This is a genomic window from uncultured Methanobrevibacter sp., assembly GCF_902774605.1.
Taxonomy (GTDB): Archaea; Methanobacteriota; Methanobacteria; order Methanobacteriales; family Methanobacteriaceae; genus Methanocatella.
Genome location: NZ_CACYJE010000047.1, coordinates 1 through 14,073 on the forward strand (window position 1 = coordinate 1; position 14,073 = coordinate 14,073).

The window sequence follows — 14,073 nt, forward strand, 5'->3', positions numbered from 1 at the left end:
TGTCAGTTATTCTTTTAACGACATTTATTGTCTGGGTCTTGACTTCACTGGTGTTGAGATTAGTTATGATGAGTGAATATTTATCAGGAGCCACTTCTATCGGCAGGATTACTGTACCGTTCTCATCTGAAATTAGATTATAATTTTTAGAACCGATCTTAACTGTGACCTTGCTCTGGTTCAATGCCTTTCCATAAAAATCATATACGGTGAAAGTGTATTTTGAATTTAATGTTTTTATTTCATCTGATGCTGAAATGGTTTTAAGGGTTACGTTTAAAGCTGCACTTGATGAGTCATAGTAATTCTCCACACCATTATAAACTGCTTTAATGATGTTTAAACCAGCATGTTTAAATGAATAAGTGAAATTAGATGCATTATTCAAATCTACGGTATAATCAATTCCGTCAAGAGTGAATGTTAAGTCACCCATAGTTACATTATTGCCGTACCCATCAATGACATTAGCCAAAATATTGATGGAATTATTCCCATTTTCAATTTTTAACTTCAAATCGGTCTTGATTAAAGAAACATCAAATGATTTTTGTGCACTTGAAGAATTATAATAATCCCTATTGGAATCATATGAAACTGAAATGTAATGCGCTCCCATTTCAGTGAAAACCCTATTGATATTGGCAACGCCATTAGTCAGAGTCAAATCAAATATTTCCCCATCCAAATCAACGGTCACGTTACCCTCAACTGGAGAGCCGAATTGATTTAAAACTGAAATGGAAATATTAACGGGATTATGAATGCTTGAAACGTTAATCAGCACATCGGTTTTTATTATGTTAGGCCTTACAATAGTGTCATTTGATGAGATATAGTAATCCTCATAAGCATAATCGGCAGTTATCCTATATTCCCCGATTGATGGAATCTTATACCTGGCCACTCCATTGACCACTGGAACAATAACTGTCTGGTCATTGATTGTGAATGTGACATTTCCCTTATTGACCGGGCGATTATATTGATTCAATACAATGGCTTTGACAAATAAGTCCTCGCCGCATTCAAATTCAAGCTTAGTGCTGGTGTTAACCATATCAAAGACTGTAAATGCTTTAATGCATGCCACTTGTGACTTATAAGTATGAGTTGAATAGTTCCAGACCAATTCATAAAAATCAGTCCAGTTTTCACCATCGTAACTTATGAAAGAGGTATTGTTCCTGTAATAGAATTTATTAAAGCTGACCTTTTCGGAAACTGGCACTCCGGCCTCGCCTTCCACGATTATCTTAAACACGATTTCAAAGACATCACCAATATGCAGTGGGATTAAACGATTTAAATCGAAAGTGTAGTAACCTGGTTTGGAATGGCCGTTTTGTGTGATTTTCAATTCATCATTGACATAAATTGAGAATTCATAATCGGTTTCATTGGAAAATATTGTTGAAACCGCAGCCAGATATTCATTATCAGTAGCATTGAAAACATTCTTGTACCAAACTGTGCTTGAGGAATTCAGGAAGAAGTCTGATTTTCCCTGAATGTCATACTGGTAGTTCTTATCGAACTTGATGGTGTCGTTTAAAATGAAGGTGAACACTGAATCCACTTTTCCTATTGGAACGCAGCTGGTGTCATAATAGGACACATAACCGTATCCTCCTTTTCTCCAACTGTCTCCCCAACTATTCTTGATTATCCAACCGCCCTTGCCCGGCGCTCCGTTGAATACCATATCATCATCCCAACCGACAATTACAATAGCATGATTTGCCTTGGTACCGTCAGTATAATACTGCTTTCCATTTCTATCAAAGCTGGCTTTAATAGGAGTGTAAACTGCACCGTAATTCATCAATGCCTTTTTAATCTCATCGTTATCTGTGAAGCTGGTTCTTTGAAGGAACAGTACATTCTGAACGTGCATGAAACTGTTCATTATTTTGGAAAATATTGTGCCGAGAACATAAGGGTCGTCGCTTTCAAAAACAGGTCCAAGCCAACTGATCAGATAATTGTATCCTGTTGAGGCAAAACCTCCAGTATTGGTTTCGGTGGTCCATCCATAGTCACCATAGCTTCCGAATAAGTTTTTAAGGTTGGATTCTGACAGGTCGTATTCGCTTCCCAATGCCTTTAGTATGCATGATTCCAATGTCGCCATTGTTGCAAATGCCCAGCAGTTTCCATCAGACCCCTGGCTTTTGACTGGAGTCACATAACCCAACTCTCGTAAATCGTATTTTGATGGGATTTCAGATATTTCAGTGTCGTTATGCCAGTATAATGTGTAGTTCCCATTTCCCAGAAACATGTTGATTTCAAAGGTTTCGCATAAATCCTCCTCGTTGGAGTATGTATTGTTCTTTATTGTTGAGTTGGAATTGTAAAATGAATATAAGCTTGCACGCTTTAGGGGATTATTGCGTGTGAAAGTGTTGTTTACAATAACATTGACAGTCGCCGCATTGACGAACACTGCCGCACCGTTGTCTGCAGTGTTATTTGTGAAAGTGGAATCATATAATGAGAAATCATCATATATTGAATAGATTGCTCCACCTTCGCTTCCCGCCTTATTGTTTGTAAAGGAAACGTTTTCCAAATTAATATTGGATCTGACGGAGGTTATTGCTCCTCCGAAAAGTTCTGCATTATTATCTAGGAATCTTGAATTTTTAATTGACAGTTCCCCTCCCTTAATGTAAATTGCACCACCTGCAATAGCGGAATTGTTCATAAATGCACAGTTGTCCAAATTGACATTTCCATTGGAGTTTATAGCGCCACCATACATGTCGGAAGTGGAATTAATGAATATGCAATTTTTAGCATTCAAATATCCATTGTTAGTAATGGAAGAACCGATTAAAGTCACATTGTAAAGAGTGAAGGAAGTTGATGCGGTGAATTTCGCAAACTTGACTATGGTATTAGTTGAAGATTCCCCTCTGATTGTGACATCATAAATGTTTGAGCTGCCGTTAAAATTATACTCCCCGTCTGCCAAGTGAATTATGGAATTGGAATGTACCCTAACACTGTTGAATTCCTTATAGGGATGATCTATTGAACCGTCTCCAGTGTCATTTTCAACAGATGCATCAAAATAATAATCATTAGCATTTAACACTCCGGATTCATCGCTAACCAGAGTATCCTGATTATTCTCTTCACTTAATCCAATACCTGTTTCATTATCCATTGCAAATCCTGCTGGAATCACAATCAATAGGCATATCAATATTGACATGAATGCTATAATTTTAATTTTGTCCAAAATATTTCCTCCATTACACCAAATTAAACACTTAAAATTGGTTAAACGTATAGAATAAGTTTATTTAAGTTTCTTATAATATAAATAGATATCAGATTTAATGGAAAAAAAGGTAAAACTAGATTGCAAAATTATTTTTTAATTGTGATCTTGTTCCTGTTTGTCAGTTTTGCATACTTGACAGTGACTATGTATTTTCCACGCTTCAGGTTTTTAATCTTGATGGTGGCTATTCCCTTCTTGTTGGTTTTGGCCTTGTAGGTTTTACCCTTGATTTTAAAGGTTATTTTCTTGTTTTTAAGCACTTTACCATTTTTATTTAATAATTTAGCTGTGTACTTGATGTTTTTGCCTTTCTTGAATGATTTGTTTTTAGTTATCAATGTGGTCTTGACTGTGATTTTATTTGATGCCTTGAATCCCTTATATTCTGATGTTATAGTGTATTTGCCCGGTTTCAATGATAATTTGACTGATGCATAACCCAGATTGTCTGTTTTGACATTATATACGTTTTTGTTTATGGTGATTTTCACTTCAAGGTCTTTTGCGAATGCACCATAATCATCGCAAACTCGCACCCTATAAACTGGATTGTTTCCATAGTAAAGTGAAATGTCCCTGTTTTCAGTGATTCTTTTAGCTATATTGATATTCTGGGACAATACTTCACCAGTATCCGGGTTTTTAATGTATATATTGTAATTGCCATTTGTTAATGGGATCGCGAATGTCACTTTTCCGTTTTCATCTGTTGTGACAGTAAAATCCTTTCCGTTGAGGGTTACTGTCATTTGAGTGTTGTTCAATGGGTTTGAGTTCCTATCCCATAATGTTGCCTCATAATTTGAGTTTAAGGCGTATGTTCTTATTTCCGGCAATAGGATGCTTGATTTGACAGTTATGATTGAGGTGTTTTCGCTTTGAAGATAATTGTCATCACCGTTGAAGCTGATCAATGCATTGTAAATTGAGTCTTTTAGGTTTAAAATCATATTGGCATATCCTTTCTCATCGGTCATGTTCTTATAGGTTAATCCGTTGAGATTGAATATGATTTCACGGCCGATAACGGCTTCGCCGAACTCATCTGTTAGCTTAACCCTGTAAATCAATCCGCTATTGTAAATAGTGACTACATCATGAGATTCCAAACGGGTTTTTTTAACATTTATAAAGAAGCTTGTGGCATTGGCACTGTCATAAACGTCCTTATTGACGTGAGCGGTGATATTGTACTGTCCATATTCCAATTCAGTCAAATCAATATGGCATGTTCCGTTGACTGTTCTGAGGACTTGTGTTTCATTGTTTATTGTGACTATTAATTCCTCATTTATCGGTTTTGAGAATGTGAAGTTTATTGTTGCATTGTTCAGGTCCTGATTGACCGTAATGTTCATGATGACTGGAATCGGCTTGAGCTCGAAAGTGGCGTTTGCACTTGACGGATGGTAATTAGGTGAGTTGAACACGCAGGAAATATTGTTCACACCCAGGATTAAAGGCAATTGAAGTGATGCAAAGCCGTCAAATACAGTGACATTATAATCTTCGCCGTTGACGGTGAATGTGACATTGCCGTTCCTGACCGTATTGTTGGACTCGTCAATGATAGTGGCTGTGATGTTGAACAGGTCAATGGAGTCATAGGTGACGTTGAAGCTTTTAATTGTTGATGTTAAGGTGACCAGTTCAGTGAATCCCTTAATGCAGGCCACTTGGGTGAGGTAACTGTGTCCCGGATAGCCATACCATCTTAGGTCATATAGGTCATTCCATGATTTTCCATTGTCGTAGCTTACGAAGGATACTCCTGGAGCGTAGGTGTATTTTGTCAGTGAAACGGCTTCTGAAATCGGGAATCCGACGTCTCCATCCACTGTTATCTTGAATACTATTTCAAACAAATCTCCCTTAACCAGCGGAATCGGGTAATCCAGATTGATTGTGAAATAGCCTGGAACTGCAGAACCGTTTTGGATAAGCTGGAGCTTGCTGTTTACATAGACGTTCACTTCCCATTGAGTGTTCTTGTTGAAGTAAGTGGATACGGCCTTTAGAAACTCATTGTCGGTTGCCTGATAAGCATTCTCATACCAGACACTTTCCACATTATTCCAGAAATAGTCAGTTACGCCGGAAATGTCATATTGATAGTTCTTATCATAATGTTGAGTGTCATTCAATATGAAAGTGTATGATGCATAGGTGCCTGGTCTTGCGAAAAATGAATCGTAATAGGACACATAGAAGTATCCATCGCCGTTGACGCTACTTGGCCAGTTTGGACCCCAACTGTTCTCGACTATCCATGCTCCAGGGCCAGGGGCCTTAGGAATGCTTATTGAATCATCCCATCCTACAATTGCAACGGCATGGTTGGTGGAATCTGTTAGATTCTGATTTTCATTATAGTAATGGTAGACCTTCTTGCCGTCCCAGACAGCAACAGCCATGTACATTGTTGTTGCAACCGCACCGTAATTCATTATAGCCTGCTTTATGCCGTCATTGTCCGTGAAGCTATTCCTTTTCAAAAAGATTATGTTTTGAACGTGCATTAAACTATGCAATACAGGTGATAAATGATTTTTATCATCATATGCCTCGTCATCTTCACTGACCGGCCCAAGCCAACTTACTAGATAGGCAATTGGCATGTTATTGTCCCCTCCGTCATTAGGACTTCGAATGTTTCTTCCATAATCGGAGTACCATGCCATCAGGTTTTTCATGTTCGCCTCTGATAAATCGACGACTTCACCTGATGCCTTGAGGATGCATGATTCAAGAGCAGACATTGCCGCAAATGCCCAGCAGTTTCCTCCCTTCTGCTGGTCTTTGACAGGTGTCACCAGTCCCAGGGTGCGCAGGTCATAGGTTGATGGGAGGGTTGTGTTGATTGTTTGATTTATGGTATATAATGTATAATTCCCATCCCCAATGGTTAAATCAACGTTTGTTGCAGTATAGGTGGTGTTGAATTGTTTGGCAGTGTTGTTTTCAAATTTATTCAGTGTTTCATTGATTTTTCCGGAAAATGAGTAGATTGCACCGGCATAATTTGATGAGGCACATTTAATGAATTCATTGAATGTGATATTGACTATATTTACATCGTTGATGAAAAGTCCGGCGCCATTGCGGGCAGTGTTTCTAATGAATCTTGATGAATTCAAATTTAGGGAGCCGTAATAGCCGTAGAGTGCTCCTCCATCATATCTTGCATCATTGTTTTTAAAAATGGAGTCATTCAAGTTTAAGGTTGATCTTAATGACACTATCCCCGCTCCAAAATCTGCCTTGGAATCTGTTACTGTAATATTGTTGGCAGTCAATGATGAGGATACTAGGTAGATTGCACCTCCTGAACCTTCATCTGCTTTATTCAATATGAATTCCGTGTTGTTGATGATTATCCTGACGCCTGACTCTCCAAGTATTGCTCCTGCGAAATTGTAGGCAGTGTTGTTATGGAATCGTGAATTCAGAACTGTCAGGCTTCCTCCGCGCACATAGATTGCTCCTCCGTATGGAGCGGCGTTGTCGATGAAGCTGCAGTTTTCAAGATAGATGTTCTTGTTGTATTCGGCGTAAATAGCACCTCCATAATAGTTAACGTTATCCTTTTCAGGGTGTGATGGAAGCAATCCTGTAAAAACAGTGTTTTGAGCATTCAAATGGCCTGAATTGACTATATGGAAGTTTGTCAAGGTGACATTTAGAAAATTGACTGTGCCGTTGATTGTCAATGTGGTTCCGTTGCCGTTCAATATGGTTCTTTGAGGGTCTTGACCATTGAATGATATGTTGTTGAATGTTCTTGATTTTTCAAATACATATTCTCCATTGGCCAGATGAATTGTTGAGTTGTCCTTAACCCTGTCATCAGTGAAATTATTGTATGGAGTATCCTTTAACCCATCACCGTCACTGGTGGCGTTTACATCAAAATAGAAATCTGTAGCATTAACGTAATCACATAAAGTCTCTTGACTATCCTCTGCACAAGCGACTGGAACAATCAATAAGCACAATACCAATGTGAAAAATGCCATTAGTTTAATCTTTTTCAAAACTACACCCTCTATAATATTATAGTTTAGGAGCTCCCATTATAAATAATTATTATTCAATTTTAAAAAAAAATGAAAATAAGGCATTATGCCTTATTTTTTAACGGTGATTTTAGCTGTTGAGGTAAGCTTGCCATATTTGACTGTCACCTTATATTTGCCCGGCTTGAATGACTTCTTAATGGTTATTTTGGCAACTCCTTTCTTGTTGGTTTTAGCCTTATAGGTTTTGCCCTTGATTTTAAAGGTTATCTTTTTGCCTTTCAATGCCTTGCCGTTGGTGTTGAGGAGTTTGGCCTGGTACTTGATTTTCTTGCCTTTCTTAACCTTCATATTTTTAACGATCAATGTAGGTTTTACAGTTATCTTGTTTGAAACCTTGAATCCCTTATATGTGGCGGTGACCTTATAGTTTCCAGCCTTCAAGGTTATCTTGAATGATGCGTAACCCTGATTGTTGGTTCTGACATTATAGTTCTTGCCGGCAACGTTGAAAGTCACAAGCTCGCCTGCACCTGCAATTTGTCCGTTGTCACCGTATGCCCTTACATTATATGTTTTGCCGGCACCATAATACATTACAATGTTGGCGTTTCCAGTGAGACGTGGCACCACCTGTATGCCTTGAGTTTTGACTTCTCCTGTTTCGAGGTTTTCAACAGCCACTGAATATGAACCTGGGTTGAGGTTGACGTTTATTTTAGCTTGGCCGTTGATGTCGGTTGTGACTGTTTGGGTCACGCCGTTTAATGTGATTTTAACCTGTTTTTCATTGAGCAGACCATTGTTGTCATATAATGTCACTATATACTGTGAGTTGAAGGCATATTTTGATTGTGGAAGATTAATGCTTGACATTAGTGTGATTTTTGCAGTGGCCTGTGACGGACAATACTCATTTTCGCCATTGAATCTGACAATAAGACCATAACTTCCAACTCTCAGATTATACGGCATGAGTGATGAAAGTGTAGCATTTCCATTACTGTCTGTTTTGAAAGTGGAATTTACATTGTTTAGACTCACACGCAATACCTTATCGTTTAGAGGATTGTTGTTCTCATCCAGCAATATGATATTGAATGCACCATCATGATAATATACTGTCAATGGACTTAAAATGATTCTTGTATTGATTACATGAATGTCAAAGCTTGATGAAACTTCGCTGAACACATAGGAGTCACTATCGCCGAATGTGATGTTGACTGTGTAGTGGCCGTTGGCAAGGCCTGTCAAGTACAATGTGGATTGGCCGTTTTTGATGCTGATCGGTTTTGATTCATCGTTGATTAATGCGTTGGCGGTAATGTTGACCGGTTCTGTGAATAGTATTGTCAATGCAACATTGTTTAAAGTTTTCTCAATGCTTATTTCACCTGAAACTAATGTCTTGACATTGATTGTCCTGGTCACTTCAACATCATCATACTTGTCTGAAATGTTGCTGTAGCTGACGGTTATCTCATAGGTTCCGCCTTTCAGGTTGATTGGAATTGTTGCAGCGCCTTCACCGTCAGTGTTGACGCATATTGTTTCATTGTTCAACAGGAATTTCACCTGTTTTCCACTAAGCGGATTGTCGTTTTCATCGCTCAGCCTGACAGTGTAGTTTTCATTGCTGTATTCGATTGTGGTGAAGTCATCAGCTGTGATTTTGGTTTTGATTACGTTTATTGTGAAATTGCAAGCTGCTTTAGTGTAATTGTATTTTTCATCCAATAATTCAACTGTCACATTGTGGATGCCGTTTGCAAGGTCATGTGCAGTGAAGAGGGTTGACCCATTATATAATTCATATGCAGTCACATTGCCGTCCAGTGAAACTGTGATTGTTTCATTTATCGGTTTGGAAAATGTTATGTTGATGCTTGCATCATGAAGTGATGTTTTCACTGCAATGCTTGCGTTCACATTGGTTTTGACAGTGATTTCTTTTGAAGCGCTTGACGGCCAATAATCATCATCACCAGAAAATCTTAATGAAATAGTGTATTTTCCATTGGCTAATATAAATGAGATTATGGCAACACCAGCCTCATCTGTTTTGACTGTTGAATTGGTATCCAGCTCGTATTCTATTGTCCTGTTTGACAATGGATTTCCATCCCCATCCAATAAGGTGAGCTTGAACATGCCAGTGGCTTCATCGTTTGCGGTTAAATCCCCGGCAATGATTTGAGTGTCTTTAATGTTGATGTCAATGCTTCCGGTCACGTTTTCCGCTTCCCATATGGTGCTGTTTAAGCCAACGCTGACATCATAGTTTCCATTGTCAAGACCTGTTAGCTCTTCACCATATTGGCCATTCACGAGATTGGCCGCATGGGCTTGCTCATTTATTATTATAATTATTGTCTCATTGATATTGTCTTTGGCAGTGACGTTGATTGATAGATTATTCGCTTTTCGTGTTAGATTCAAGTTCAATTCAGTGTTCCTTTTGCGTATCTCAATGGATGTTGTGTTTGAGGATGTGACGTATCCTTCCCTTTCAAAGGTGACTGTTATATTGTTCATTCCCTTTTCAAAATCATATTCAAATGATGCTCTGCCGTTTGTTAGGTTCATGGTGAATTCATCATCATTCAATTTGAATTTGACACTACCGTCCACTTTGTTTCCATTTTCATCAGTGACTGTGACATTGATGCTCACCGGATTGTATCCGTCATGGCTCACTTCAAGGGCAGTGCTTGTGTGGATGTCATCTGAAATTACAAATGCCTTGATGGATAAGACAGCTTCATACTCCTCCATTAAATCAGTCCAGCTCCTGCCTCCATTATCGCTTATATAGGATACATGCTTCAAGTCAATGAAATGATTAGTCGCGTCTTTGAATGAAACCGGCACATTTGCCACTCCTTCTGCAGTAATGTTAAACAACACCTCGAAGACATCTCCCTTTTGCAGGTAAATGTCATCATCCAGGATTATTGTCCAATAGCCGGCTTCGCTAGTGCCTGTTTTAATGCTTTTCAATATGTCATTCACTTTAACGGATACTGTCCAATTGGTCTTATTATAGAAATATGTTGAAACTGCCTTTAAAACGCCATTGCCTGTGGCATTGAAAATGTTTTTGCATAAGAAATTGGACTCTCCATTATATAACTGATTGGTTGGGCCCGCTATGTCATACTGGTAGTTCCTGTCGAACCTGTATGTGTCGTTTAAAACGAACGTGTATGCAATGTTATCTCCCAACGCCATTTGAGTATCATAATATGAGACATAGAAATATCCCTCGTCACCCCAGTCGGGACCCCAGCTGTTCTTCACAATCCATGCCCCATCGCCTTCAGGAGTCATGATGAAATTGTCTTTGGAGTAATTGTCATCCCATCCGACAATGGTTACCGCATGGTCGGTTTTATTATTCTCTTCAGGGTAATAATAAGATGTGCCATTCAAGAGGCATTCCTTCTCATAAAGCATGTCTGTTGCGACGGCACCATACATTAAAATCGCTTTTTTGATTGCATCATTGTCATTGTAGCCATATCTTGACAGGAAGAGCATGTTTTGAACATGCAATAGACTCTCAAGTACAGGTGAGAGCACTGAACTTTCGCCGTATTCATCGTCAATGTCATTGACCGGACCCAGCCAGCTTGTAAGGTAAGCCCATGCCATAGGATTATAGCCTCCGTCATTTGGATTGACGTTCCATCCGTAATCGGAGTATAGTGACATTATGTTTTTCATGTTTTCCTCTGAAAAGTCATATTCAATGCCGGTTATCCTCTTTATGCATGATTCAAGAACCGCCAATGCCGTGAACGACCAGCAGTTGCCTCCTTGCTTTTGGTCTTTAACTGAGGTTAGGGAAGTTTCGTTCAGCCTGTAATAGGATGGGAGATTTTCAGGAATTTCAATGCCGTCAGGAAGATTGAATAGTACATATTCCCTGCCGCCGATTTCAATATTGAATTCATCGGTCTGGAAGACATCATTGTTTTCGAATGTGTTTTGTTCAAAATCATTTGTTAAAACATTGAATATGGAATAGATTGCACCGGCCTTATGTGATGCGGTATTGTTGATAAATGAATTGTCGGTTATGCTGAGGGTTGAATTGTCAATGAAAAGTGCTCCTCCATTGGATGCATTGTTGTTTATGAAATTAGAGTTTGAGAGGGTGAAATCCTGATACATGTGATATATCGCTCCGCCGTCATACTCGGCAATGTTGTCCTGAGCGTTTATATTATTCAATAGTGCAGCAGTGTTCAATATGGTTATTCCCGCTCCGAATTTTGCTGAAGATGCGTTTATTGTAACGTTATCCATATTCAAGAGGCCTGATGATAATGCATAGATTGCCCCTCCGGCACCGTCAATGCAATAGTTCCTGATGAATCTTGACTTGGAAATCATTATTCTTGCAGAATATTCGCAGGATATTGCTCCGCCATAGAAGTATGCATGGTTGCCTATGAAACAGGAGTCATACACTTCAAGCAGTCCTGTTTGCATGCAGATGGCCCCTCCATAGTGCGCATTATTGTTTTCAAAAGTGCAGTTCCTTATTGTGACACTTGAGTCTTGATCCTCATCAATGTATTGAGTGTATATTGCACCACCGAAACTGTCGTTTGAAAATAGGGTTCCTTCACCGTTGGCAAATATTGCATTGGTTGCTTCAAGATTCCCATGGTTAAGTATTGAAGCATTGATTAATTTGACATTATTCAATATTATCTTGCCATTCGTTATGAAAGCCCATCCATCATAGCTTATAATGGTGTTTTCACTGCTCTGTCCCATGATGCTGACATTATCCATTATCACCATAGTATCCAGGCAATATTCCCCATCGGCAAGGTGAAGGGTGGAGTTGGTTTTGAACCTATCTTCCTTTAAGTACTTATATGGATTGTCTAATGTGCCGTTACCATCTGTTGCGGCTGATGAATTAAAATAATAGTCTTTAGTCTCTTTTAAGATATCTCCTGTGTTGCTTGCAGTTACTGTTTGATTATCGTCGATGCTTTCAGCTGCCGTGAATGGAATAATCAACAAGAACGTTAAGCATAACAGGGACATTATCAGAATCTCCCTTCTCTTTAACAAAATCATTCCTCCTTTACATATATTATGCCATTTTATTCAATAAATAGTTATGTAAAAGGAATGAAAAATAGAAAAAAAGAAAATAAATAGATTTATGTATAAAGCAAATGCTTTATAGAAAAATTATAAAAAATTGGAATATTTCAATGCACGGTTTTTAATGGCTGAAAACTTATCATCAACCAAGAGTTCACCGTTCCTGAAAACGGTCTGAAGGATGTCCTCACCATCATCAGCGATTGGAATTGTCTTGAATGAATTGTTCTGCCTTACCAGTTTGAACCTGCCTGTCTTGGACTTTTTACTGGAGTCCAATGGGTTCTTGAAGATGTCATGCCATTCGCCGTCGCGCAATTGGGCTGAACACTTGAATGCGTTCCTTTGAGTGTCACGGTTAACGGCAGTGTGGAGTCCACCGCCCATGCCGAAGATGATGTTCTGCGCCGCCCAGCCGTTGGATTTCATTGCAAAGAGGATGTCACGGATTTTCTGGTAGTTCAAGCCGTCACCCCACAGCAATCCGATGTTGAGGTCAAAGACCTTATATCCCTCACCGGTCAAGTGGCTTCCGAATCCTTCTGACAACAGGTTCAGACAGTCAATTGTGGTTGATACCGGCTCTCCGCTGTCCGGCCTGAAAACAACCTTATTGTTCTCGCCGTCAAGGAAGTTCAATATTGCCTCATTCAATTCAGTTCCTGACTTGCCCGCTTCAATGAGGAAGTTGCGGTAATTGTATGAGTCGATGACCATTGACAGCACGCCGTCCTTTGCCTTGTCGATGACATTCAATATCTGGTCGTATTCCCCTTCCGGTCCGAGTGATGTCATTACGCTGTGCTCAGTAGCCTGGACAGAGTAACCATATAACTCGGAGTCATTGTAGTAGTTTTCAGGAATGGTCAATGCTGGAATGGTGTCTGTGCCGCTGAAGCTCAAGAGGTGTGCGGAACCGGACAGCATTGATGATTCTGTGGATGTCGCTCCACGGTATCCGAAATCATGGAGCATGAAGTCAAGATTGTCCTTAACGGATCCTGTGACTTCAAGGTAGAAGTTGCAGAGTTTCCTAACCTCCGCTGATAGGGTTGCCACGGTTGATGGGTACCAGACCTGCAGCAATAATGATTCCAGATAATTAACAAGCCAATAGGATTCCTCATCAGTGTTTTCAACTGTCATGAGCACGTTGCTGACGTCAACTGGTGTTCCCTCAGGGACCGCCTTGATCTCGACTGGAAGGCATCCGTCGTGCTCGTCAAGTATGTATTGCCAGCCATCCCTGTTGAAGATTTCCGGGCCGATGTGTGAAGCGATTAGCCTGTCGGCCTCATCTATTTTTTCCTGTGTCACAACTTGGCCTTCAAGATATTTCTTGAGGATGTACTGGAGTCCGTAAAAGATTGTCTTGTTAAACTCAGCACCTACTCTACTTTCAAGGTATGAATATATTTTTTCAGTGCCTTTTGGATAGAAATAGTGATGAGTTACCTTATAGCTGTCTGTTAGAAGACAAATATTGTTTTCTATCATAATATCACATTTTTTAAGTAACATATAAGTTTGAAGTCACATATAAATGTTGTGATAATGATGGCGTTATAAAAAAAAGAAAAAAATAGAAAATAAGAATCTAGATGTAGCTAGTGTCTTGTTTTCTAAAGT

The 14,073-nt window shown here is 39.3% G+C and carries 4 protein-coding genes; all 4 read right to left on the reverse strand.

The window, feature by feature from the left end; genetic code table 11:
• Window positions 1–3,250, reverse strand: a 3,250-nt coding sequence (locus QZU77_RS08460) for a C1 family peptidase (RefSeq protein WP_295603075.1), incomplete at its 3' end; no start/stop codon positions are given.
• 131 nt (window positions 3,251–3,381) lie between these two features.
• The gene (locus tag QZU77_RS08465) at window positions 3,382–7,329 is read right to left on the reverse strand and encodes a C1 family peptidase (protein ID WP_295603076.1); all 3,948 of its coding nucleotides are present in this window, start codon (window positions 7,327–7,329) and stop codon (window positions 3,382–3,384) included.
• Between the two features lie 93 nt (window positions 7,330–7,422).
• On the reverse strand, window positions 7,423–12,408 hold the full coding sequence (locus QZU77_RS08470; RefSeq protein WP_295603077.1) for a C1 family peptidase: 4,986 nt from the start codon (window positions 12,406–12,408) through the stop codon (window positions 7,423–7,425).
• Between the two features lie 123 nt (window positions 12,409–12,531).
• Window positions 12,532–13,941, reverse strand: coding sequence for a nicotinate phosphoribosyltransferase (locus QZU77_RS08475; protein WP_295603078.1), 1,410 nt, complete (start codon window positions 13,939–13,941; stop codon window positions 12,532–12,534).
• Between the last annotated feature and the right edge of the window lie 132 nt (window positions 13,942–14,073).

Bases quoted from the DNA above. Each gene is read 5' to 3' on its own strand.
- QZU77_RS08475 (WP_295603078.1), bottom strand. From the start codon at position 13,941: ATGATAGAAAACAATATTTGTCTTCTAACAGACAGCTATAAGGTAACT.